Origin of the sequence: Proteus sp. G2673, assembly GCF_009915125.1 — a bacterium.
GTDB lineage: Bacteria > Pseudomonadota > Gammaproteobacteria > Enterobacterales > Enterobacteriaceae > Proteus > Proteus penneri.
The window spans coordinates 89689-116382 of record NZ_JAABLT010000021.1 but is presented as its reverse complement, the minus strand read 5'-3'; the positions used below and the strand labels follow the sequence as shown (position 1 = coordinate 116382).

General features: G+C 40.5%; 20 protein-coding genes. 2 read left to right on the top strand and 18 right to left on the bottom strand.

Annotated features, from left to right (window positions below):
- Positions 1-7 precede the first annotated feature (7 nt).
- A complete protein-coding gene (hpmA, locus tag GWI59_RS12240) occupies positions 8-4741 on the top strand; it encodes a calcium-independent hemolysin HpmA (protein WP_161724773.1) in 4734 nt (1577 codons plus the stop codon).
- A gap of 193 nt (positions 4742-4934) precedes the next feature.
- Here the strand turns inward: hpmA and secA are convergent, their stop codons facing one another.
- The gene (gene secA, locus GWI59_RS12235) at positions 4935-7643 is read right to left on the bottom strand and encodes a preprotein translocase subunit SecA (RefSeq protein WP_072063376.1); all 2709 of its coding nucleotides are present in this window, start codon (positions 7641-7643) and stop codon (positions 4935-4937) included.
- 95 nt (positions 7644-7738) lie between these two features.
- Complete coding sequence (gene secM, locus GWI59_RS12230) at positions 7739-8266, bottom strand: secA translation cis-regulator SecM (protein ID WP_006533743.1); 528 nt, start codon at positions 8264-8266, stop codon at positions 7739-7741.
- Between the two features lie 45 nt (positions 8267-8311).
- Between secM and GWI59_RS12225 the strand changes: the two genes are divergently transcribed.
- Complete coding sequence (locus GWI59_RS12225; protein WP_161724771.1) at positions 8312-8827, top strand: DUF721 domain-containing protein; 516 nt, start codon at positions 8312-8314, stop codon at positions 8825-8827.
- A gap of 34 nt (positions 8828-8861) precedes the next feature.
- Here the strand turns inward: GWI59_RS12225 and lpxC are convergent, their stop codons facing one another.
- The 16 genes from lpxC to mraZ form a co-directional block, all read right to left on the bottom strand.
- Positions 8862-9779: a UDP-3-O-acyl-N-acetylglucosamine deacetylase gene (gene lpxC, locus GWI59_RS12220; RefSeq protein ID WP_072063495.1), complete on the bottom strand. Its 918-nt coding sequence runs from the start codon at positions 9777-9779 to the stop codon at positions 8862-8864.
- Positions 9780-9877: 98 nt separating this feature from the next.
- Entirely contained in the window at positions 9878-11044 is a 1167-nt protein-coding gene (gene ftsZ, locus GWI59_RS12215) for a cell division protein FtsZ (RefSeq protein WP_072063378.1), read from the bottom strand.
- A 70-nt stretch (positions 11045-11114) separates the two neighbouring features.
- Positions 11115-12371 carry a cell division protein FtsA gene (gene ftsA, locus GWI59_RS12210; protein ID WP_006533748.1) on the bottom strand — a complete coding sequence of 419 codons (1257 nt, stop codon included), beginning with the start codon at positions 12369-12371 and terminating at the stop codon, positions 11115-11117.
- Positions 12372-12416: 45 nt separating this feature from the next.
- The gene (gene ftsQ, locus GWI59_RS12205; protein ID WP_006533749.1) at positions 12417-13202 is read right to left on the bottom strand and encodes a cell division protein FtsQ; all 786 of its coding nucleotides are present in this window, start codon (positions 13200-13202) and stop codon (positions 12417-12419) included.
- A gap of 1 nt (position 13203) precedes the next feature.
- Positions 13204-13560, bottom strand: a complete 357-nt coding sequence (locus tag GWI59_RS12200) for a hypothetical protein (protein WP_006533750.1) — start codon at positions 13558-13560, stop codon at positions 13204-13206.
- A 5-nt stretch (positions 13561-13565) separates the two neighbouring features.
- Positions 13566-15029, bottom strand: coding sequence for a UDP-N-acetylmuramate--L-alanine ligase (gene murC / locus GWI59_RS12195; RefSeq protein WP_006533751.1), 1464 nt, complete (start codon positions 15027-15029; stop codon positions 13566-13568).
- A gap of 41 nt (positions 15030-15070) precedes the next feature.
- On the bottom strand, positions 15071-16153 hold the full coding sequence (murG, locus tag GWI59_RS12190) for an undecaprenyldiphospho-muramoylpentapeptide beta-N-acetylglucosaminyltransferase (RefSeq protein WP_072063380.1): 1083 nt from the start codon (positions 16151-16153) through the stop codon (positions 15071-15073).
- Positions 16150-17343, bottom strand: a complete 1194-nt coding sequence (ftsW, locus tag GWI59_RS12185; RefSeq protein WP_072063381.1) for a cell division protein FtsW — start codon at positions 17341-17343, stop codon at positions 16150-16152. Before ftsW ends, murG begins: the two co-directional genes overlap by 4 nt.
- Complete coding sequence (murD, locus tag GWI59_RS12180) at positions 17343-18653, bottom strand: UDP-N-acetylmuramoyl-L-alanine--D-glutamate ligase (RefSeq protein WP_006533755.1); 1311 nt, start codon at positions 18651-18653, stop codon at positions 17343-17345. The genes ftsW and murD overlap by 1 nt, the downstream gene beginning before the upstream one ends.
- Position 18654: 1 nt before the next feature.
- Positions 18655-19737 (bottom strand): phospho-N-acetylmuramoyl-pentapeptide-transferase, encoded by a 1083-nt coding sequence (gene mraY, locus GWI59_RS12175; protein WP_023581493.1) that lies wholly within the window; start codon positions 19735-19737, stop codon positions 18655-18657.
- The gene (gene murF / locus GWI59_RS12170; RefSeq protein ID WP_161724764.1) at positions 19731-21113 is read right to left on the bottom strand and encodes a UDP-N-acetylmuramoyl-tripeptide--D-alanyl-D-alanine ligase; all 1383 of its coding nucleotides are present in this window, start codon (positions 21111-21113) and stop codon (positions 19731-19733) included. Before murF ends, mraY begins: the two co-directional genes overlap by 7 nt.
- Complete coding sequence (gene murE / locus GWI59_RS12165) at positions 21110-22597, bottom strand: UDP-N-acetylmuramoyl-L-alanyl-D-glutamate--2,6-diaminopimelate ligase (protein WP_115065526.1); 1488 nt, start codon at positions 22595-22597, stop codon at positions 21110-21112. The genes murF and murE overlap by 4 nt, the downstream gene beginning before the upstream one ends.
- Positions 22584-24380: a peptidoglycan glycosyltransferase FtsI gene (ftsI, locus tag GWI59_RS12160; protein ID WP_072063385.1), complete on the bottom strand. Its 1797-nt coding sequence runs from the start codon at positions 24378-24380 to the stop codon at positions 22584-22586. The genes murE and ftsI overlap by 14 nt, the downstream gene beginning before the upstream one ends.
- Positions 24381-24390: 10 nt before the next feature.
- Positions 24391-24708 (bottom strand): cell division protein FtsL, encoded by a 318-nt coding sequence (ftsL, locus tag GWI59_RS12155; RefSeq protein ID WP_006533761.1) that lies wholly within the window; start codon positions 24706-24708, stop codon positions 24391-24393.
- Positions 24709-25656, bottom strand: a complete 948-nt coding sequence (gene rsmH, locus GWI59_RS12150) for a 16S rRNA (cytosine(1402)-N(4))-methyltransferase RsmH (RefSeq protein ID WP_161671294.1) — start codon at positions 25654-25656, stop codon at positions 24709-24711.
- A gap of 3 nt (positions 25657-25659) precedes the next feature.
- On the bottom strand, positions 25660-26118 hold the full coding sequence (mraZ, locus tag GWI59_RS12145; protein WP_109847798.1) for a division/cell wall cluster transcriptional repressor MraZ: 459 nt from the start codon (positions 26116-26118) through the stop codon (positions 25660-25662).
- Between the last annotated feature and the right edge of the window lie 576 nt (positions 26119-26694).

Below are 26694 nucleotides of genomic sequence, written 5' to 3'. Positions count from 1 at the left end.
AAACTCTATGAAATCAAAAAACTTCAAGCTCTCTCCTTCGGGTAGGCTTGCTGCATCTTTAGCGATTATTTTCGTATCACTAAATGCATATGCTGGCGGTATTGTTCCTGATGCGGGCAATCAAGGACCAAATGTTTCATCAGTTAATGGTGGTACTCAAGTCATTAATATCGTTACACCGAATAACGAAGGTATTTCTTATAACCAATATCAAGATTTTAATGTAGGCAAACCTGGCGCCGTATTTAACAATGCCTTAGAAGCTGGGCAATCACAGCTTGCTGGACAACTCAATGCCAATAGTAACTTAAATGGACAAGCTGCTTCTTTAATTTTAAATGAAGTTGTTAGTCGAAATCCTTCATTCTTATTAGGTCAACAAGAAGTTTTTGGTATAGCGGCGGAATATGTACTTTCTAACCCAAATGGAATTACCTGTGATGGATGCGGTTTTATCAATACCAGTCGCTCTTCTTTAGTTGTAGGTAATCCACTGTTTGAAAATGGTGAATTAAAAGGTTATAGCACGCTGAATAATACAAATTTACTTTCTATTGGTAAAAATGGATTACATGCACCTCGTCTTTTAGATTTAATTGCACCTCGCATTGATAGCCGAGGTAAAATAACCGCAGCTGAGATTTCTGCATTAACAGGTCAAAACACGTTCTCTCAACGCTTTGATATTCTTTCATCACAAAAACCTACGTCAGCTTTAGACAGTTATTTCTTTGGAAGTATGCAATCTGGTCGTATCCGTATTATTAATACCGCAGAAGGAAGTGGTGTTAAATTAGCCGGTAAATTTGTTGCTGATAATGAATTAAGTGTTAGAGCGGACAATATTCAAACGGATAGCCAAGTTCGTTATGACAGTTACGACAAAGAGGGTAGTGAAAACTATCAAAATTACCGTGGCGGTATTGCTGTTAATAGCAGTGGTTCTAGCCAGACTCTGACAAAAACAGAGTTAAAAGGTAAAAATATCACTTTGGTCGCTGATAATAAAAACCAAATCAAAGCCTCTGATTTAATGGGTGATGATATTTTATTACAAGGCGCCCATTTAACTGTTGATGGCAAACAGTTACAGCAAAAGGACACCGATACCGACAATCGTTGGTTCTATTCTTGGCAATATGATGTCACTAAAGAAAAAGAGCTAGTACAGCAAGTTGGTAGCCATATTGAGGCGAAAAATAGTGCAACATTAACAGCGACTAAAGGTGATGTCACACTTGAAGGTGCAAAAGTTAATGCAGGCAATATTCTGGCAATTAATGCCAATAAAGATATTAATATCAATGGATTAGTTGAAAAAGAAAATCGTAGTGAAAATGGCTATAAACGTAACCACACTTCTCGTTTAGAGACAGGAAGTTGGAGCAATAGCCATCAAACAGAAACCTTAAAAGCGAGTGAGCTGACCGCAGGTAAAACACTAGGTTTAAATGCCGAAGGGTCTGTTACCGCTCAAGGCGCAAAATTACATTCTAATGAGAATGTTGTCGTCAACGCTAAAGAGAACATCAATCTTAATGTTCAAAATACCAACAATGATAAAACCGTAACCGACAATCATGTTGTTTGGGGCGGGATCGGTGGTGGTAATAATAAGAACAATAACAACAAACAAGAAGTCAGCCATTCAACACAATTAACGGCTAATGGACAACTGTTACTTGCAGCAGATAACAGTGTCAAAGTTACAGGCAGCCAAGTGAAAGGCAACCAAGGCGCATTTGTTAAAACGACTCAAGGTGATGTTGTTATTGATAATGCGATTAGCGAAACCATCACTAAAACAGATGAACGTACAGGCACTGCATTTAACATCACTAAAAACTCCCACAAGAATGAAACTAACCAACAGCATTCGACTGGTAGTGAATTAGTTTCAGATGCAGAGTTAACTGTGGTCAGCGGCAAAGATGTTAATGTGATTGGTAGCTTAATAAAAAGTGCCGACGAGTTAGGTATTGAGTCTTTAGGTGATATCAACGTTAAATCTGCACAACAAACCACGAAAATCAATGATGAAAAAACATCATTAGAGATCACTGGTCACGCTAAAGAAGTTGAAGACAAACAATATAGTGCTGGTTTTCATATCACTCATACATCCAATAAAAGCAATAGCACAGAGACAGAACAAGTCGGCTCTACCCTCAGTGGTGGCAGTGTTAAAGTTCAAGCGGATAAAGATGTCACTTTTGCTGGTTCTGACTTAAAAACAACAGCAGGTAATGCCACTGTTTCAGGTGACAATGTTGCTTTTGTTTCAACAGAAAACAAAAAAGAGACTGACAGTACAGATAGAACCATTTCAGGTGGATTTAGCTATACCGGTGGCGTTGATAAAATCGGTAACAAAGCTGATTTCCAATATGACCAACAGCATACAACAACCGAAATCACCAAAAATAAAGGTAGCGAAACGCAAGTTGCGGGTGATTTAACTATCACTGCAAACAATGATGTAACACACCAAGGTGCATCACACAAAGTTGATGGCACTTATAAAGAATCGGGTGAAAATATCAATCACCTTGCTGCCAATGATAGTGCAACATCTAAAACAGATACTTTAAATATCGGTATCGATGTAGGTGTTAATCTTGATTATAGTGGTGTTACTAAACCAATTAAGAAAGCTGTAGAAGACGGGATTGATACCACAAAACCGGGAAGTAATACGGATTTAGATAAAAAAATCACCGCTAAAGATGCCATTAACAATCTTGCTAACTTAAGTAGTTTAGAAGCACCTAATGTAGGTGTTGAAGTTGGAGTGAAAGGAGGCGGAAGCCAGAAATCACAAAACGATACCCAAGCAGTTTCAACATCAATTACTGCCGGTAATATTAATTCTGGCAGCAATAACACCTTACATGACCAAGGAACTCATTATCAATCAACTCAAGGTGATGTTGCGCTAACTGCTAACACTCATACTAGTGAAGCAGCGCAAAATAAACACCAACAGTCCTTCCATGAAACAACGGGAGGTGGTCAAGTTGGTGTCAGTACCAAAACAGGCTCTGACATTACCGTAGCAATTAAAGGTGAAGGTAAAACCACTGACACTAGTTTAACGACAACAAAAGCTGAAGGTAGCCAGTTTAATTCAGCTGGCAATATCAATATTAATGTACGTGATGATGCGCATTATGAAGGCACTAAATTTGACGCTCGCGATGGCAAAACTGTCATAAATGCAGGCGGTGATCTAACGCTTGCACAAGCAACAGATACTCATTCTGAAAATCAACATAATGTAAATGGTAGTGCAAACCTGAAAGTAGGTACAACACCAGACAGTAAAGATTATGGTGGTGGCTTTAACGCAGGTGGGACAAATCATCAAAAAGATCAGACAATAGCGAAAGCGGGTTCAGTGAATGGCTCACAAGGTATTGAGTTAAATTCAGGTCATAATCTGACTTTGCAAGGAACTCATTTAACCAGTGAAAATGATGTTGCTCTGACGGCAACGAATAAAGTTGATTTCAAAGCAGCAGAATCTCAACGTACTGAAACAGGTAAAAACTTATCAGGCGGATTACAAGCAGGATTTGGCCAGAAAACGGGAGAGAAATCCTCTTCTGTCAATGGGTTAGGTGGCGCTGAATTTGCCATTGGTAAGCAAGATGAGAAAACAGTTTCTCGTGACGGTGGAACAATTGCTAATCAAGGCAATTTAACCGTTAACGGTAGCTCTGTTAATCTTCAAGGAACTAAAGTTAATAGCAAAGATACGCAATTAACTTCTCAATCTGGTGACACCACACTGACATCAGCACAATCCACGGATTACAAAAGTAATTGGGGAACAGATATCTCTTTAAATGGCAAACAAACCAATACCACGCCAAAAGAAGTGACCGAAGAAAACCCAGCCACCTCTATCCATAATATTGGTGGCAAAGTTTTAGTACACGTTGAAGATCAACAAAAATCTACTCACCAAAATGCCTCCGTAGAAACTGGCTCCTTAACTATAAATAGTGACAAAAACCTCACTCTTTCTGGTGCAAATGTTTCCGCGGATAATATAACGGGTAATGTAGGCGGTGATTTTACGGTAACGAGTCAAAAAGACAGAGATCGCCACGTTAATGTTGATGTAAATGTTGGTTACAACCACAACAATGATCCTAAATCTAGCCCAGTTAATAAAACCGCTGAAGCAGGTGGATCACTATTAGAAGACACTATCAAAGAAACTATTGATTCAGGTATTAAATCTGCAACTGATGTTATCTCTGATAAATACAATTCTCTTTCTTCTGCTATCGCAGATAAAACGGGGATCAGTGGCGAAACAAAAACCAAAATTGATAAAGGCGTTGGAACAATAGGTAATGGTATCAAAAATATCGTAACAGGCGCTGAAGGCCATACGGCGAACGCGGATATTAAAGTTTCTCATATTGATAATGATGCAGTTACCCAAACTACAACCTTAACAAGCAAAAATGCTATTTCATTAAATGTAAGTGGTACAACTCAACTTACAGGCGCTGAAATTAAAAGTGAGCAAGGCCAGGTTGATTTGGGCGGTAGCAGCGTTCAATTAAATAATATTGAAGGCCATCAATATGAAGCCGGAGCAGATCTTGATCTGAAATCATCTGCTGTTGATCTCGTGAAACAACTTGCAGGTGGTGACTTATCATTAAAATCACCTGTTAAAGTTAATGAAACAATAAATACAAAATCGTCTATTTCTGAAAAGTAATAGACACATGATAAAAGAGTAATGCCTATTCTTTTGTAAACTAAACCCGCTTGTTATTACAATAAGCGGGTTTTATAGATCAATTCAAAATAAAAAACAGAATACGATCTGTAAATAACAAAAAAGACCCACTGATGACTGAGTGGATCTTTTTTAATCCGTGCATTACACACTTGTTATCAGGATAAATAAATTAACCTAACTGACCATGACAATGTTTAAATTTCTTACCTGATCCACAAGGGCATGGTTCATTACGACCCACTTTTTTACCTGCAGCCACTTGACCATCAACTGCTGACATTTGAGACTCTTTTGTCACTTCATGGCTTAATTGTTGCTGTTTAGCTAAACGCTCAGCTTCTTCACGACGACGACGTTCTAACTCTTCAACTTCTTCAGGTAAACGAACTTGTACTTTGCTTAGTGTGCTGATCACTTCATATTTCAGTGATTCTAACATATTAGCAAACATCGCGAACGATTCACGTTTGTACTCTTGTTTTGGATCTTTTTGTGCATAACCACGTAAATGGATACCTTGACGCAAATAATCCATTGCTGCTAAGTGCTCTTTCCACAGTGAATCTAGCGTTTGTAACATCACGCCTTTTTCAAAGTTACGCATCATTTCAGCACTAACGATTTCTTCTTTCGCTTTATAAACTTCGATAGATTTTTCTAAAATACGCTCACGTAATGTTTCTTCGTGTAATTCAGGCTCTTTATCTAACCACTCTTTGATTGGAAGATTTAAATCAAAGTCTTTTTGTAGACATGCCGTTAAACCTTCAATATCCCACATTTCTTCCAGTGATTGAGGTGGAATATAGTTATCAATCATTGAAGTGAAGACGTCTTGACGAATGCTATCGATAGTTTCGCTTACATCTGCCACATCCAGTAATTCATTACGCTGAGTATAGATTGCACGACGCTGATCATTCGCTACATCATCATATTCAAGCAGTTGCTTACGAATATCAAAGTTGCGGTTTTCTACTTTACGCTGTGCGTTTGCTATTGCTTTAGTTACCCAAGGGTGCTCAATCGCTTCGGTCTCATTCATGCCTAATTTACGCATCATGCCAGACACTTTGTCTGAAGCAAAAATACGCATTAAAGAGTCTTCCATAGACAAATAGAAACGAGAAGAACCTTCATCCCCTTGACGACCCGCACGACCACGTAACTGGTTATCAATACGACGAGATTCATGACGCTCAGTACCAATAATATGTAAACCACCTGATGCTAATACTGCATCATGGCGCTCTTTCCATTTAGCTTTGATTTCTTCGATTTGCTCTTCCGTTGGCTCTTCAAGTTTAGCCACTTCAGTTTGCCAACTCCCCCCTAACACGATATCAGTACCACGACCCGCCATGTTAGTTGCAATAGTTACCGCTGAAGGTAAACCTGCGTTAGCAATAATATCCGCTTCCATTGCGTGGAATTTCGCATTCAGCACGTTATGGTGAACATTCGCTTTAGTCAGCGCTTTAGAAATCTCTTCTGATTTTTCAATTGAGATAGTACCAACAAGTACAGGTTGGCCATTCTTGGTACGCTCACGAATATCTTCAATAATGGCCGCAAATTTACCTTGCTCATTCATATAAACTAAGTCAGGGAGATCTTTACGCACCATTGGACGATTAGTTGGGATAACAATGGTTTCTAAGCGATAGATAGAGTTAAATTCAAACGCTTCAGTATCCGCAGTACCCGTCATCCCTGCTAATTTTTCGTATAAACGGAAATAGTTTTGGAATGTGATTGACGCTAATGTCTGGTTCTCATTTTGGATCTTCACACCTTCTTTTGCTTCAACGGCTTGGTGTAAACCATCGGACCAGCGACGGCCTTGCATTGTACGACCAGTATGTTCGTCAACAATGATCACTTCGCCATCTTTAACGATGTAGTCAACATCTTTAGTAAATAGAGCATGAGCACGCAATGCCGCTGTCACATGATGCATGAGCATAATATTAGCTGGTGAGTATAAAGACTCGCCTTCTTTCATCATGCCAGCATCGGCTAATAACCCTTCAATTTTAACCAGACCGCGTTCTGTGATATTCACTTGACGTGTTTTTTCATCAACAGAGTAATCACCTTCGCCTTGGAAAGTATCTGAATCTTCTTTTTCTTGAGAAACCAAATGAGGGATCACTTTGTTCATTTGGATATAAAGCTCAGAGCTATCTTCTGCTGGGCCTGAAATAATCAGAGGTGTACGTGCTTCGTCGATTAAGATTGAGTCAACCTCATCCACTAATGCGTAGTGTAATTTACGTTGAACACGCTCTTGAGGACTAAATGCCATGTTGTCACGTAGATAGTCGAAACCGAATTCATTGTTCGTACCATAAGTGATATCAGCATTATAAGCTTCGCGTTTTACTGGTGGCGCCATATTTGGCAAGTTGATACCAACGCTTAAACCTAAGAATTCAAACAGAGGACGGTTATTTTCGGCATCACGTTGTGCAAGATAGTCATTGACAGTAACAACGTGAACCCCTTTACCTGATAGCGCATTTAAGTATGCAGGTAATGTTGCCGTTAATGTTTTACCTTCACCTGTGCGCATTTCAGCAATACAACGCTCATTTAGAACCATACCACCAATTAACTGCACATCGAAGTGGCGCATACCAAAGACACGTTTACTTGCTTCACGAACAGTCGCAAACGCTTCTGGTAAAATATCTTCTTCTTTTTCACCGTTTTTTAAACGCTCACGAAATTCATTTGTTTTCGCTTTTAGCTCAACGTCTGTCAGTTTTTCAAACTCTGGCTCTAGTTTATTAATTTCATTAACAACTTTTCGCATACGACGGATTGTACGATCATTACGACTACCAAAAATTTTGGTTACAATTTTACCTAACATAAATCTTTATTCTCATTTATGGCGTGAAACGCCGAAAAAAGCCTCTGTATCGATAAACAGAGATAATCATAATCTTATTAGATTAAGTGACCCAATTAAGCTGTTAGGTAAGGCCCTGCACGAATACCGCGGATTTGTGCAAGCCATAATCCGGTATGATAAGAATTTGTATTCTGTACTAAAACATAGCCAGAAAGAGGAAGGTTGCTTAATGCAGATGATGGAGTCTCTGTTAATAAGGCATACAGCGTATCAAGCATAACCGCTGCAACATTAGAAACAGGTAACGGTTCATCTTTTACTTTAACCATCAATTCTGGTGAATTAATGGTGAATGCAAAAGAGAGCTGTTTAATCACATTTTTTACTGCGTGTTGTTGCCAGTAATTAAAGGTGAAGGATGAAGCAGGATTCTGTACACTTTGACGTAAGAATAAGTTATCAAACGCAATAAGTGCCTGACTTTGACGGTTTTGAGATGAAGGGGTATCAGTTTGCTGTGGATTCTCGGCATGAGCAGACAACAGCGAAGGTATTCCAATACCTGCTGCTACCATCCCTAAAAGCAGATGCGACCAAAAATATCGCCTGCCAAACTGTCGCCAAAAACTTATAATGCTCATTAACCTTCGTTGCTCATTAATTTTTATTTTGTGGAGTCAAAATCTATGCGGGATAGTTACCCACAATCATTGGAAAAAATCTTCATTGAACTTGAAGGTTCCAACAAGAGTACATTACAACTTATACAACAGCGCGCAACAATTTTACTAAAATTAAATCGCGCCGTCATGGCTCTTTTACCCATTCCTTTACGAGATAAGTGCCGTGTCGCAAATTATCGCAACGCTATTTTAATTATTGAAGTTGCAAACGCAAGTTGGTTAACTCGCTTACGTTATGAAACCCCATCATTACTTTCTGCATTGAGACAAGAAATTTTACCATCCTTATCCTCAATAGACATCAAAATAAATCCCTCTTTAGGAATAAAACAGGAAAAAAGATCTTTAATATCATCATTAAAAGAGCAAGCACCGATAAAGAGACGTCACTTAAGTTTAGAAAGCGCACAGTCATTAAAGTATTTGGCAGAAAAAAGCCCGAAGAAATTAAGAGAGAAATTAGAACGGTTGGCTGCACTTGCCGGAGAGAGTACAAGTACAGCCAAAGATGAACGTTAATTAGAGATAATTAACGTACTTTCCTTCACAGGAATTAAGCAAAGACCATTGAGGGAGCTTTGAAGGCTACTGGCATTTGCGCTTCGTCTTCAAATGTGACAAATTCCCATGCAGATTCTTTTGCTAATACAGCTTGGAGCAATTTATTGTTTAGTGCGTGACCTGATTTAAACGCGGTGAATTCACCGATAATGTTATAGCCACACATAAATAAATCACCGATTGCATCCAACATTTTGTGACGAACGAACTCATCTTCAAAACGCAGGCCATCATCGTTGAGAACACGATAGTCATCAACTACGATTGCGCAATCGAAGCTTCCGCCTAAACACAATCCTTTAGATTGCAGATATTCGATATCACGCATAAATCCAAAAGTACGAGCACGGCTAATTTGGCTCATAAAAGATTCAGCGGAGAAATCTAGTTTATAACGCTGTGTACTTGAATCAATGGCAGGGTGATTAAAATCGATAGTAAAATCTAATTTAAACCCATTGTATGGGCGCATCTCTGCCCATTTATCACCATCTTCTACACGTACGGTTTCTTTGATTCGAATGAATTTCTTCGCTGTACGAAGTTCTTCGATACCTGCATCAAGTAACAAGAAAACAAAAGGTGCCGCACTTCCATCCATAATTGGGATTTCAGGTGCATTCACTTCAATTACAATATTATCAATGCCTAAACCAGCCAGTGCTGCGTTTAAATGCTCAACGGTTGATATACGCACATCGTCTTCGTTAACTAAGCAAGTACATAACATAGTGTCACGAACTGATTTTGCGTCTGCTGGAAAATCCACCGGTGGATTTAAGTCAGTACGACGGTAGATGACCCCAGTGTTTGCTGGCGCCGGACGCATTGTAAGCGTAACTTTTTTACCCGTGTGAAGTCCCACACCAGTTGCTTGTACAATTCGTTTTAATGTCCGTTGTTTGATCATCATTTTATCTCGCAATGTTATCCGTCCTACCAATCATTATACTTATAATTGGCAGGACAGTTTAGCACAAAAAGCGGAGATGCCAATCTTTTTGGCGATTAATCAGCCTGTTTTCTCAAGAACGCAGGGATATCTAAATAATCCGGTTCTTTGTTTGACTGAGTAGATTGTTCGTTAACGGCTTTTGCAGCAGGCTTACTTTCTTCTACGGAAGAGAAAGAAGACATGCTGTTTTGCATTTGCTGGTAACGATTCTCCATTGCGCTTTGCTGATTCTGTTTATTAGTTACTAGGGTAATTTCTGGACGTTTGTCCATGCCAATACCTGTTGCAACAACAGTTACACGCAATTCATCATTCATTTCTGGGTCAAGAGATGTACCAATAACCACAGTCGCATTATCTGATGCAAATGCACGAATGGTATTACCCACTGTTTCAAATTCATCAAGACGTAAATCAAAACCTGCGGTGATGTTGACTAACACACCACGTGCGCCAGATAAGTCGATATCTTCCAATAATGGACTTGATATCGCCATCTCTGCGGCTTCTTCAGCACGATCTTCGCCTTTCGCAGCACCTGAGCCCATCATGGCATAACCCATTTCAGACATCACAGTTCTTACGTCAGCAAAGTCAACGTTCATTAAACCAGGGCGAGTAATAAGTTCAGCGATACCTTGAACGGCGCCTTTTAATACATCATTAGCTGCGCCGAACGCATCTAATAATGAAATTCCACGACCAAGTACTTTTAATAATTTGTCATTTGGAATAGTGATTAATGAGTCAACGTGTTTTGATAACTCAGTAATACCTTGCTCAGCAAATGCCATGCGTTTTTTGCCTTCAAAATTAAAAGGCTTAGTCACCACAGCAACAGTCAAAATACCTAATTCTTTCGCCACTTCTGCGACAACAGGCGCAGCACCAGTACCAGTACCACCGCCCATACCCGCTGCGATAAAGACCATATCAGCACCTTCAAGTGCTGCACGTAATCCTTCGCGATCTTCCTCAGCAGCATTACGGCCTACTTCAGGATTTGCACCTGCACCTAAGCCTTTCGTAATGGCATTACCAATTTGGATAGTCTGTCCGACCGCTGTTTTACGTAGCGCTTGAGCATCCGTATTGACTGCAAAGAAATCTACGCCTTCAATACGTTCACGAACCATGTGCTCAACCGCATTACCGCCGCCGCCACCAACGCCGATGACTTTGATCACCGCATCGTTGGTTAATTCCATAGGTTCAAACATAATTTCTCTCCGTTTTGTGCCTTCTCAGGGCCGCTTGCTCAAACGACCTCTTTTAAAATTTGTCTGATTATTAAAACTCTCTTTTTAGCCAGCCAGTGAGTTTCTTAAATAAACCACTGACAGCAGAGCGTTTCTCGGTTTCAGTTTCCTCACCAAAGTGAGACTCTTTACCGTAATGCAAAAGCCCAACCGCTGTTGAGTAGTAGGGGTCCTGCGCATAATCTGTTAGCCCGGTAATATTTAACGGTTTACCGATCCGTACTTGTGTGTGAAAAACACGTTGAGCACATTCAACAAGTCCATCAATCTGTGCAGCACCACCTGTTAGCACAATACCTGCCGCTAAATGATGCTTAATCCCTTGCTGGCGTAACTGTTCTTGAACTTTTAAAATCTCTTCATTAACAAGATTAAGCAGTTCGGTATAACGAGGCTCAATCACCTCAGCAAGAGTTTGTCGTTGCAGACTTCTTGGTGGTCTACCTCCGACGCTTGGAACTTCAACATTTTCATCTTTACCAACTAAAGATCCTAATGCACAACCATGGCGAACTTTGATAGCTTCAGCATCATTTGGCGGAGTGCCAAACGCATAGGCGATATCACTGGTTACAACATTTCCTGCATAAGGAATAACGCGGGTATGTCTTAATGCGCCACCGGTATAAATAGCGATATCCATTGTACCGCCACCAATATCAACAACACATACACCTAATTCACGTTCATCTTCTGTTAATACAGCGAAACTTGAAGCGAGTCCCGCGAAAATCAGTTGATCCACTTTTAACCCACAGCGTTCAACTGCTTTTACAATATTCTTTGCCATATCGTTATGGCAGGTAATTAAATGAACTTTAGCCTGCATACGCACGCCCGATAATCCAACTGGGTTTTTGATCCCTTCTTGATAATCAATGGCATACTCTTGCGGTATAACGTGTAAAACACGGTGTTCATCTTTTACTTTGACGGATTTTGCGGTATGAACCACACTATCAACATCATCTTGAGTCACTTCTTCTTCTGAAATTGGCACCATACCAATCTCATTTTGGCAACTGATATGCTTGCCTGATAACGCCAAATATACTGAAGATATTTGACAGTCAGCCATCAACTCAGCCTGATCTACCGCCCGTTGCACACATTTTACGACAGATTCGAGATCATTAACGCCACCTTTATCCATGCCCCGAGATGGACAACTTCCCACCCCGATAATATTCACTACACCATCAGGCAGGATCTCACCGACAAGGGTGGCTACTTTGGCCGTACCAATCTCAAGACCAACTACTAATTTTCTGTCCGTCGCTTTGATCATTATTGTTCTGCCTTCGCCGTCATCGTGTCATCTGCCACGTCTTGTTTATTCATTCTCAAGTAATAAAGGAGCCCATCCGACTGCACCACCGCTGTCATAACGCAGATCTACGTAATCAACACGTTTATCTGTTTGTTGTTGCAGTATCGGATACAACTCAATAAAGCGAGCGATCCGTTTTTCGTTATCCTTACGTCCTAGCTCCAATCGAACATCATTGTCTAAAACTAATTGCCATCCTTGACGGGCAGACATTGACGCCGCTTTTAAATTCAGGTTACTTGCAAGAAGCTGATCTCTCATTGCCACATAACCTGATAACACCATTTTTTCACTTCCTTGAGGGCCGTATAACAAAGGATAGCTTCCTTTGTTTTCCAACTGAGTTGGCAGACTGAAAACGCGCCCTTCTTTATCAAGAAAGTAAGTATCATTCCAACGGGTAAAGGGAACATATTCTACCAGATGGATTTTAAGTTCATCAGGCCACTGTTTACGAACAGTGACTAGCCTAATCCATGGCATACGTTCAATCTGTTGCTGAATGATATTCACATCCTGTGTCATAAATGTGCCCGGCTGTCCTAAAGACAAAATGGCCTGGCGCACATCATCATTCGTTGTGTAATGCCTTTCACCGGTTAATACAAGTTTTGAAATTGGCAGGCGATCTGCGTCTTTCATCCAATTAACCACTTGTATCCCACCCCAAACGATGGTGGCAATCACACATAAGAAAAAGATTAATCCTGATAAATAAGTACCATTACTCGGTCTGTCAGAATGTTGCTTCTCTTTGTGTTCTTTTATATTTAGCGCTGCTTGTGACATATTAACCCACTAACTCCTGAGCAACGTTTAAACAAGAGAATCGCCCATCCTTTTGTCCGATATTCCAGCGATTAATGTTTTTCCTACATATATATACTTTATGAACACTTTTAGGTTTGATAATTAAATCACTAAATTGTTCAATCTGTTGAGAATTATTTACTTTAAAAGAAGAAATTGCGAATTTTTCTTCGTTTTTCTTACTTTTTAACTGAAATTTCTTCTCAACACCGATTTGAGCAAGCGAATTCTCGATCATTTTTTTCGCTAATATCGTGTTAATTTTCTCATAACACGCCATCATTACAGTGACTTTATTGACTGTTTCACGATAAATGATGTTCACTTGCTCAAACATCCGCCTTAATCCTCGCTGAAAGATGGCTGTAATTTTGTATCGGCTAAGCGACGCGCTATTTTACCAATATTTCCAGCACCTTGAACTAAAACAAGATCATTATCTGTTAATACACCCGCTAATATTGACGAAATATTAGACACATCAGAAACCCATATAGGATCGAGCTTCCCACGTTGGCGAATAGTTCGACAAAGTGAGCGACTATCGGCACCAGCAATTGGCGCTTCTCCAGCAGAATAAACATCTGTTAATAATAAAATATCAACCTGATTGAGAACTGTGGCAAAGTCTTCATATAAATCACGAGTACGTGTATAGCGATGAGGTTGGAAAATCATCACTAGACGTTTATCTGGCCATCCTGCTCTCGCTGCTTTAATCGTTGCATCAACTTCTGTTGGATGATGACCATAATCATCCACCAGCATCACTTCACCTTCTTGACCATTAACATGCTCAAGCCCGTAGTTACCTAAGAAGTCGAAACGACGTCCAGTACCTTGGAAGCTAAGTAATGCGGCTAAAATATGTTCGTCAGCAATACCTTCTTCTGTCGCTACTGCAACTGCGGCTGTCGCATTCAAAGCGTTATGGCGACCAGGTGCATTTAATACAACTTGTAAATCAGGCATACCTTCACGAGAAATCGTGAAAAAGCCCTGAGCACCTTTTTGTTCATAATGCGTAATACGAACATCCGCATCTTCACTAAAGCCATAAGTCGTAATATAGCGACCCACTTTAGGAATAATTGAACGAATAACATCGTCATCCAAACACATCACTGCACGGCCATAGAATGGTAGATTGTGCAAAAAGGTAATAAACGTCTCTTTTAGATTGTCAAAATTACCGTGATATGTGTCCATATGGTCTGCTTCGATATTGGTAACGACCGCAACCATGGGTTGTAAATGTAAAAATGATGCATCGCTTTCATCAGCTTCAGCAATTAAATAACGACTGCAACCTAAGCGAGCATGTGTGCCAGCCGATTTAACAAGCCCACCATTAACAAAAGTAGGATCTAAACCTGCTTGCGCATAAATATTTGAAATCATTGCCGTTGTTGTAGTTTTGCCATGTGTTCCGGCAATCGCTACACCATGACGATAACGCATTAATTCAGCCAACATTTCAGCACGACGAATAACAGGAATACGTGCTTCTCTTGCTGCAATAATCTCAGGGTTTTCAGCACTGATTGCTGTCGAAACCACAACAACACTTGCGCCACGAATATTTTCAGGGCGATGATTGAAATAGACTGTCGCGCCTAAGGCAACGAGCTGTTGTGTGACTACGTTTGGCGCTAAATCAGAACCGCTGATTTCATAGCCTTCGTTAGCCAACACTTCGGCAATTCCCCCCATACCAGCACCACCGATGCCGATAAAGTGAATATGCTTAACTTTTCTCATTTCAGGCACAAACGATCTTAATTTTGCCAGTTGTTGTGTATTCACTATTTACTTCTTCACTCTAAGTTAATGGTTACAAGTTACGTTTATTTTTTTGCCACTTCGATTATTACATTTGCTACGCGCTCTGTGGCATCCGTAATCGCAACACTTTTTGCTTTTTCTGCCATCGCTAATAAGGTTTCTCTATCCCAATTTTTCAGGGTTTGTGCAATGACTTCTGGAGTTAAATCATTCTGTTCGATAATTCGAGCGGCACCCGCTTTTTCTAGCGGCAGTGCATTCCAATATTGCTGTCTATCTTTGTGCTGGAAAGGAACAAAAATAGCGGGTAATCCCGCTGCGGCAATTTCGCTAACCGTTAATGCGCCTGAACGACATACAACAACATCAGCCCATTGGTAAGCTTGCGCTATATCATCAATAAATTCAGTAACTTTATATTCAGATTTAACTGAATTTTTTGCTAATTCGTTCTGATAGCGTGTTTTTGTATCACTTTCGCCACCTTTTCCTGCTTGATGCCAGATTGTAACATGTTCACCGAGTAAACCTGCAACTATGGGTAAGGTGTGATTTAAAATTCTAGCGCCTTGGCTACCACCAATAATCAATACACGAACAGGCCCTGTTCTCTTATTTAATCGTACTGAAGGTGCTTCAAGTGCCAACACATCTTCACGAACAGGGTTTCCAACCACTGGTGCATTAGGAAATGCTCCCGGAAAAGCCTGTAATACGCGTTTCGCAATTTTCGATAGCCAGCGATTAGTTAATCCAGCGATACCATTTTGTTCATGTAAAATAACAGGTATCCCACACATCCAAGCCGCAACACCACCGGGACCTGAAACGTACCCACCCATACCAAGCACAGCATCGGGTTGATAGCGCTTCATGATGGCACGTGCTTGAAAAATAGCTTTAATAATACGAATAGGTGCTGCGATTAACGCTTTAATACCTTTACCACGTAAACCTGAGATACGAATAAATTCAATTTCTATACCGTGTTTAGGGACTAAATCGGCTTCCATTCTATCCGCGGTTCCTAACCATCGGATTTCCCAACCTTGAGATTGTAGATAATGAGCAACAGCCAGTCCCGGGAATACATGCCCCCCAGTACCACCAGCCATAACCATTAAACGGCGTCTACGTTCGCTCATTTCGGGCTCCTTACAAACGCCTGAGCTCGTGCTAGACGTGTTTCATAATCAATTCGTAATAACATCACGATGGCGGTTGACATAATAATTAAACTCGAACCACCGTAACTAATAAGAGGAAGGGTTAATCCCTTTGTTGGCAACATGCCTGCTGCTGCACCTACATTGACCAATGATTGGAATGTAAACCAGATCCCAATAGAACAAGCTAAAAAGCCTGAAAAACGTTGTTCGAGGAGCAGCGCACGTCGTCCAATTTGCATCGCGCGAAAAGCGATGAAGAATACCATTAAAAGCACTAAAACCACACCGATATAACCAAGTTCTTCAGCAAGAATAGAGAAAATAAAGTCGGTATGCGCCTCAGGCAAATACTCTAGTTTTTGCACTGAGTTTCCTAAACCTTGTCCAAGTAAATCACCACGACCAAATGCCATTAAAGATTGTGTAAGCTGATAACCACTACCAAATGGATCTTCCCAAGGTTCTAAGAAAGAAGTAATACGTCGAACACGGTAAGGTTCAACAATAATCAACATAACAACAGCAGCAATACCTGAGCCGATAATAGCTAAGAACTGCCAAATTTTAGCACCGGCTAAAAATAACAGCGCTAATGTTGTTACGAATAAAACCACAACGGTTCCTAAATCTGGTTGTAATAACAATAAAACAGCCAGTACTAACATCACCCCCATCGGCTTACAGAAACCCCAAAAGTTATTTCTAACTTCTTCAACTTTTCGGACTAAATAGCTCGATAAATAGCAAAACAGTGCAAGTTTTGATAATTCAGCTGGCTGGAAATTTAATGGCCCCACAGCAATCCAACGTGAAGCACCATTAACTGAACTCCCGACCCCCAATACCATCAATAAAAGTAGTATTGAACCAAACAACATTAAGCTGCTATAACGTTGCCAAATTGCCATTGGGATACGCATGGTAACTAACGCAATAAAAAATGCGACAACGATATAGATGCCATCACGTTTAGCAAATAAGAAAGGATCTTCTGCGAGACGTTGACCAACAGGCATTGAAGCCGATGTCACCATAACAAAGCCGACAACCGCTAATCCGAAAGTAAACCAGAGCAAGGTGCGATCATACGGCACAAATGCTGTATTCTCAGTTTGATAACTGCCCACTAGCCACTGTTTTAATCTTCGCATTGCGAATATGCTCATCAGCCAAGCTCCCTTGCTAAACGTGCAAATTCATCACCACGTTGCTCAAAACATTTAAACTGATCTAAGCTTGCACATGCAGGAGAGAGCAACACCATATCACCTGATTTCACAGTAGGCGCTAAGGCTCGCATGGCTTCTTCCATTGTCACTGTTAATAAAGAGACATCAGGTCGTAGATTTGCCAATGCTTGTCCATCTTGTCCAAAACAGTACAGACGTATATTGTCACCACTGATATAAGGCAATAAAGAAGTGAAGTCAGCCGACTTCCCATCACCACCTAATAAAAGATGTAATGTACCTTCAACTTCAAGTCCTCGTAATGCCGCTTCTGTACTTCCTACATTGGTGGCTTTCGAGTCATTTATCCAACGTACATTTTGGTGTGAATAAACTAATTGAAAACGGTGAGCAAGACCGTGATATGTTTTCAGTACCTCGATTGTCGCTTTACGAGAAATACCCACGGCATCAGCAAGTGCTAATGCCGCTAATGCATTGGTATAATTATGCTGTCCTGAAAGATACATCTCAGCCGTTGAAAGGACTTTTTCACCTTTCACTTTTAAAATGCGATTTATATTATCAAGCTGATAATCACCTTGCCCAACACCAAAACTAACACAACGATTATCTTTACCCGCTAAAGGTAACGTTAATGCATCATCTTCGTTATAAACACAGGCTTTTGCGTTATCGTAGATACGCAATTTTGCTTCACGATATTGCTCTAATCCTAACGGATAGCGATTCATATGATCTTCGCTAATATTTAATACCGTTGCAGCTGCTGCTTTTAAGCTATAAGTCGTTTCTAGTTGAAAACTCGATAACTCTAATACATATAAATCATGAGGCTCGGTTAATAAGGTCAGGGCTGGGACACCGATATTGCCACCGACTCCAACGCGAATACCATCCGCACTCGCCATTTCTCCTACCAGTGTTGTCACTGTGCTTTTACCATTAGAGCCAGTAATCGCTACAATAGGTGCTTTGGCTTCACGGCAAAACAATTCGATATCACCAACAATTTCAACGCCATGATTTGCTGCTTCAACAAGCGCAGGTGTCGAAAGTGCAATCCCCGGACTTGAGATAATTAAATCGGCATCATTAAGCCATGCTTGATGAAAACTACCTGTATGATATTCAACGTCAGCAGGAAGCTTATCTAAGCCTCCTGGTTTTTGGCGTGTATCAATAACCTTAGGTGTAACACCTTGGCGGATAAAAAAGTCAACGCAAGAAAGGCCTGTTATTCCAAGCCCAACAACAACCACTTTTTTTCCCTGATAATTTGCCATCTTAACGTACCTTTAATGTCGCCAGACCAATAAGCACTAACATCAGTGAGATGATCCAGAAACGGACAATAACACGAGGTTCAGGCCAGCCTTTTAATTCATAATGGTGATGAATTGGGGCCATACGGAAAATACGTTGACCGCGCAACTTAAATGAGCCAACTTGTAAAATTACGGAAAGTGTTTCAACAACAAACACCCCACCCATAATGACTAATAGGAATTCTTGACGTAATAACACCGCAATCGTTCCTAATGCGCCACCTAATGCAAGAGAGCCTACATCCCCCATAAAAACTTGAGCTGGGTAAGTATTAAACCAAAGGAAACCTAAACCCGCACCGACGATAGCAGTACAGACAATCACCAATTCACCCGCATGCATCAAGTAAGGAATTTTTAAATAGCTTGCAAAATTAACGTTACCAGTCGCCCATGCAACTAATGCAAAACCCGCGGCAACAAAAACTGTTGGCATAATAGCTAAACCATCTAAACCATCGGTTAAGTTAACTGCATTACTGGTCCCAACAATGACGAAATAAGCCAGTAAGATATAAAGCATCCCCAATTGAGGCATGACGTCTTTAAAGAATGGCACGACCAGCTGTGTTGCTGGCGTATCTTTGCCAATGGCATACATACTAAATGCAACAACAAGCGCTAATACGGATTGCCAGAAATATTTCCAACGTGCGATTAAGCCTTTGGTATCTTTACGAACAACTTTGCGATAATCATCAACAAAGCCAATCACACCATAGCCAATTAAAACCAGTAATACACACCAAACATAAGGGTTATCTAACCTTGCCCATAATAGTGTAGAGATGGAAATAGAGAACAGGATCATAATCCCGCCCATTGTTGGTGTACCACGTTTGCTAAAATGCGACTCAGGGCCTTCACTACGAACCACTTGTCCAATTTGCATTTTTTGTAACCATGCGATGAGATGAGGCCCCATCCACAACGCAATAATTAATGCCGTCAATAAACCAACAATTGCCCTGAATGTCAGATAAGAAAACACATTAAAAAATGTATGGTATTTAACCAAATATTCAGCTAGCCAAACTAACATTCAAAGCACTCCTTTAATGCGTTCACGATATCTTCCATCGCGGAGCTTCGTGAACCTTTTACTAAAACTGAAACAACATCATGCTGCTGTAATAATGGAATTAATTGAGCAAGTAAGTCGGCTTTAAATGCAAAATGCTGACCACCTTGATTTTCATCACTAATGAAATGGCTGTGCTCCCCAACAGTAAGGACGCTATCAATCCCTGCATTGTGAGCAAAACGCCCCACATCACGGTGACATTTCTCTGAGTCTTTACCTAGCTCAGCCATATCTCCCGCAACAAAAATCTTATATCCTGGCAATTGAGATAAAACTTGTAAGCCAGCAATCATCGAGCCATCATTCGCATTATAAGTATCATCTAACACCATTTTCCCTGTGGTTAACTCCACAGGGTACAATCTTCCTGGTACTGCTTTTAATGTCGATAAACCAAGGCGAATATCTTCAAGTGTTGCCCCAGCAGATAACGCAAGTGCGCTTGCAGCCAAAGCATTCGCGATATTATGACGCCCCGGTAACGGAAGCGTGACTTCAACACAACCTTCCGGTGTGTGTAAGGTGAAGTTTGTGATAAATTGCTTAACTACGATCTCGGTAGGATAAAAATCTGCGTTGCGTTGTGCAGATAAAGAGAACGACCATTTTGTTTGGCGCGCATTTAAATGATGTTCCCACAGAGGTAAGTCATTACTATCAAGATTAATAATGGCTGTGCCTTGCTCTTTTAAATGCGTAAAGATTTCACCTTTTGCCTGAGCAATTCCTTCCAGTGAGCCGAAACCTTCGATATGTGCAGAAAATAGGTTATTTACCAACGCACTATCTGGTTTCACCATATTTACGGTATAGGCAATTTCACCAATATGGTTTGCACCTAATTCAATAACCGCAAAACGGTGTTCAGGTGTTAAACGAAAAAGTGTTAAAGGCACACCAATATCATTATTTAAATTGCCATGGGTATATAAGGTTTCGCCGCAATGACGCAAAATAGATGCGGTCATCTCTTTAACAGACGTTTTTCCGGAAGATCCCGTCAGCGCAACAATCTTGGCGTGGCTAAGCGAACGAATATGTGCAGCAATCTCCCCCATTGCTAGATGTGTATCTTTTACAATGAGTTGCGGACAATCAACATCAATTTCACGATTAACTAAAACCGCAACAGATCCCTTTTCTTTTACATCAGCAATAAAGTCATGAGCATCAAAACGCTCACCAGCTAATGCAATAAACAAACAATCTTCATCAATTTTACGGCTATCAGTTGAAATCGATTTGATAATAAGTTGGTCTGCTTGGTTTTGAGCGATATTGCTCAATTTACCTTTGGTAATTTGTACAATATTTCCTAAAGATAGAGGGATCACGCTATCACCCCCAATAACCGAGCAACGGTTAATCTATCTGAATAATCAAGGCGACGTGAGCCAACCAACTGATAATCTTCATGTCCTTTACCTGCAACTAAAATCATATCATTGGTATCCGCTTGCATAATCACGTTAGTGACCGCTTCTGCTCGGCCTTCAATAGCTATCGCACGACCAGGGTCCATTAAACCCGAAAGAATATCTTGAATAATGGCTTGTGGCTCTTCACTACGTGGATTGTCATCAGTGATAACAACTTTGTCAGCCAGCTCTTCTGCAACAGCCCCCATTAGTGGGCGCTTACCTTTGTCTCTATCTCCACCACAACCAAATACACACCACAATTTGCCTGTACAGTGTAAACGAGCAGCTTGAAGTGCTTTCTCTAAAGCATCTGGAGTATGGGCATAATCGACAATAACTGTAGGGCGATTATTCGCGCTAAATACTTCCATGCGACCGCAAACAGGTGTCAATGAAGATGAAGCATTTATCACCGCATTTAATGGGTATCCTAATGCCAATAATGTCGCTAAAGCACATAAAAGATTACTGACATTAAAAGCGCCCATAAGTGGGCTTTCAATTATCCCTTCACCCCAACTAGAACTAAAGTGGATCGTTGCGCCCGCATCATGATAATTAATACGGGTTGTTTTAACAAAACGACCTTGCCAGTTTTGTGGCAAGGTGTTCTCCATTGTCACAGCAACAGCGTCAGGTAAACGAGATAACCATTTTTGACCAACGGCATCATCCGCATTAATAATTTTTTCACCACTATGATGAGTGGAAAAGAGTAACCATTTTGCTTCTTCGTAATTAGCCATATCACCATGATAATCAAGATGATCACGGCTTAAATTCGTAAATACACTCGCCACAAAAGGCAACGCACTGACACGACCTTGAACTAAACCATGAGAAGAAACTTCCATCGCTGTCAATGTCGCGCCTTGATTTAATAATTGCTGTAACTCTAATTGAATATCAACTGCAGAGCCTGTGGTGTTCATCGCAGGAACAACATGATCTAAAAGCCCGTTACCAACGGTTCCCATCACAGCACTTATTTCACCTAAACCTTGCGCCCACTGTGCTAACAATTGTGTTGTTGTCGTTTTTCCGTTAGTCCCAGTAACACCTATCAGCTTCAGCTTTTCCGCGGGTTGATGATAAAAATGTCCCGCTAACTTTGATAACTTGGCATTAAGATTATCAATATAAATAATTGGAATACCGTGGCTTTCACGGATTTCACCATGCGTTGCAACATCTTGTGCTTCCGCTAATACTGCTGAAACACCTTGAGCAATTGCTTGAGGAATATAGCGTCTACCATCAGTTTCATGACCTTTAATGGCGATAAAAAGATCACCACTCGCCGCTTTTCGGCTATCGAGTGTCATGTCTTTGAGCATCAATGATGGTGCTTGTATCCCGAGTGCCCCTAATAGGTCACTTAAGTTAGGATCGGCCACTTGTATCCTCTTCTTTTTTAATTACAAATTCATTTTTATCGTCTGGCGTCAATGCATCAGGTTCTACGTTCATTGTGCGTAAAACTGCGCCCATGATTGAGCCAAACACCGGTGCGGATACTGCGCCCCCATAATACTTACCAGCTTTAGGTTCATTGATTATCACAACCAACGCAAAGCGAGGGCGACTTGCAGGCGCAACACCCGCTGCATAAGAGATATATTGATTGATATATTTTCCGTCTGGCCCTACCTTTTTCGCTGTACCTGTTTTAATCGCGATGCGATACCCTTTAATAGCCGCACTTACACCGCCCCCACCAGGCAATGCAACACTTTCCATCATATGCACGACTGTTTTCATTACTGGCTCAGGAAATACGCGCGTTCCAGGTACAGGAGGGTCAACTTTAGTAATAGAGAGTGGACGGTAAATACCAAAACTACCAATCGTTGCATAGACACGCGCTAATTGTAACGGTGTTACCATTAGCCCATATCCGAATGAGAAGGTGGCCCTTTCAAGATCGGACCACCGTTGTTTTTTTATTGGAAATATGCCACTACTTTCACCAACTAGCCCCAAGTTAGTTGGTTTGCCTAATCCAAACCGTGAATAAACATCCACAAGTTCAGATGCAGGCATCGCTAACGCTAGTCGTGAAACACCAACGTTACTCGATTTTTGTAATATTCCTGTTATCGTTAGCTCATTATATCGCCCTACATCTTTGATTTGATGTCCGCTAATACGATAAGGAACAGTATTAATAACACTATTTTCTTGAATGATATGATTATGAAGTGCACTCATCACAACCATCGGTTTTACAGTGGAACCAGGTTCAAAAATATCGGTAATAGCACGATTACGCATCGCATCTTTAGGTGTACCCGTTAGATTATTTGGGTTATACGACGGACTGTTAGCCATCGCCAGCACTTCACCGGTATTTACATCAACTAAGACAGCGGTTCCTGATTCAGCTTTATTCTTAATAACCGCATTAGTTAATTCACGATAAACGACAGATTGCAAACGTTCATCAATACTTAACATCAGATTATGAGCTGCTTGGCTGTCTGTTTGAGCGATATTTTCAATAACACGATTAAAACCATCTTTACGAACAACACGCTCACCAGGGGCACCTGTCAGCCACTGGTTAAAACTTTTTTCAACCCCTTCAATACCATCACCATCAATATTTGTTACACCGATGATGTGAGCGGTTACTTCACCTGATGGATAATAGCGTTTTGACTCTTGGCGCATATTAATCCCAGTGATTTTTAGCTTACTAATATAATCACTAATTTCAGGATTAACTTGTCGAGCTAAATAGATAAAACGAGCAGAAGGTGTTGCGACAATTTTTTGCTCGATTTGATTCACCGGCATTTTCAATGCATCAGCAAGTGCTAACCAACGAGAGTCAGTCATATCAGGATTAGCATCTAATACAACTTTAGGATCTGCCCAAATAGCGAAAACAGGTACGCTAACGGCAAGAGGTCTGCCCATTCTATCGCTGATCATACCTCTTGCTGTTGGGACTTTTTGCACACGTAGAGAACGCATATCCCCTTCACGAATAAGGGGATCTGGATTAATAATCTGTAAATAGGCAACACGGATTAATAGCGCGACTAAAGCGATACCAATACCACCGCAAAGCAACGCAAAACGCCAACTCACAAATCCTGTTTTTTCTTCAGGCTTGCGTAGTTTGGCATTTGACTTTGTTTTTGCTTTCGCTTTTGCCGAACGTGAAAATTTCATACTTGCCTTATTATTTAGTCACCACGATGTTCTCTTTTGTTGGGTCAACATGGATCATCCCCAAGCTATCACTGGAAAAACGTTCAACTCGGCTATGATCTGCCAGCGCATTTTCTTCAAGAATGAGATTGCGCCATTCGATCTCCAATACGTTTTTCTCCAGCACTAAACGCTCTTTCTCTGCTGTCAATAAACGTGTTTTATGTGCTGTTGTTACAACATAAATCGCAGAAATAATCACAGCGATCAGTAAAAATACAGGTAATTTGCCATGACGCAGTAAATCCTGCCCTATAACTCTCGGTAGTGAATGTCGTTCGGTAGACATTTATTCCTCAATACGTTGTGCTACACGTAATACAGAGCTTCGTGCCCGTGGATTTTCTTCAACTTCTACGCCTGTCGGTTTCATCTTGTGAATACTTGATAAGCGAGCACTTCCTAACTCTTTTATCTGCGCTTCTGTGAGAGGAATACCCGCAGGGACAACAGGCCCCTTGCTCTCATCTCGAATAAAACGCTTCACCAATCTGTCTTCTAACGAATGAAAACTAATTACTGACAAACGTCCTTCAGGTGCTAAAACAGAAACCGCACCTTTTAATGCTTTTTCAATTTCATCTAATTCACTATTAATATAGATGCGAATTGCCTGAAAACTTCGTGTTGCTGGGTGTTTATGTCGCTCTTTTACCGGGCTTGCATCGCTAATTAAATCAGCCAATTGCTTGGTTCTAGTCAAAGGCTCTTCTGTTTTATTACGTGCAACAATGGCACGAGCGATACGCTTAGCAAAACGCTCTTCACCAAACGTTTTTAATACCCATGTAATGTCGTCTTCTTCTGCTGTCATTAGCCATTGCGCAGCAGATTGTCCTGAAGTGGGATCCATACGCATATCAAGTGGCCCATCTCGCATAAAAGAAAAACCACGTTCAGGATCATCAAGCTGAGGTGAAGAAACGCCTAAATCCAGCAAAACACCATCAATCTTCCCAACTAAACCTAACTCATTGACATACTGTTCAATATTTGAAAAAGGCCCATGAACAATAGAGAATCGTGCATCACCAATTTCATTCGCAACTGCTATAGCTTGAGGATCTCTGTCTATCGCAATCAATCGTCCTTGTTCCCCTAATTGCGATAAAATTAGACGCGAGTGACCTCCACGACCAAATGTTCCATCGATATAGATACCTGAAGGCTTAATATTCAGCCCATTCACTGCTTCATCCAGTAATACACTGGTATGACTAAAATTATTTGTTGTCATTATTTAAAGTGATAAATCCAATAGTCGTGTCGATAACGGTTCCTGTGAGGTTTGCTCGGCTACAATGTCTTTTTCGATCTGTTTGTACCAGATCTGTTCATCCCACAATTCAAATTTATTGAATTGACCGACTAACATGACCTCTTTTGTTAACCCCGCATGCTGTCTTAGCGTACTAGCTAACAAAAGACGTCCTGCGCTATCCATTTGGCATTCGCTGGCGTGACCTAATAACAAACGTTGAACTCGACGTTCCGCAGGGTTCATGGAGGACAAAGCCGCTAATTTTAACTCAATCTTTTCCCATTCTGGAAGGGTATATAGCAATAAACATGGCTGGTTGAGATCAATGGTACAAACCATTTGACCTTCAGAAATCTCACTCAGCGTTGTTCGATAACGGGAAGGAACTGTTATTCGCCCTTTGCTGTCAAGATTAACGAGTGTTGCTCCACGAAACATCCTCATTACCCCCAGCGTTATAATTTACACCACATTATCCCACAAATCCCCACAAATAGAGTTTACGGATGGTATGAAAACGTTGTCAAGCCGGATATAGGAAGCTTTATTTATATTTACAGTAAATTGATAAGCACACAGAAATGTTCAAATGATCGACAAAAAGAAAAAGGGGAATATTAACACTATGATTAATAGAGGTTATTTTTTAAATTCTATAAACAATCACGAAAAGTAATTATTTATAGCGATTACAAGCAAGAAAACCAGATAAAGAAATCATAATAAGTAAATCATGATTTTTATGATAAAAAACTAATTTATTGCAGTTCATTTACCTTTAGCCAACATAATAATTTGGGGTCGCTTTTATATAAGCAATAATAGCAAGACGAGAAAAAAATAATTCAATATCATAAAGATAGTTATTTATTTTTTTCTTACATTTTTCAAAATAAAATTAATTACTCATTAAATTTAAGCAGTACCACTTATAGATATGTCAAAATTTAATCTACTAACCTAGTAAAATTCGAAAAACAGTAAAAAGATGCTTAAGATTAATCTCAAATTTAA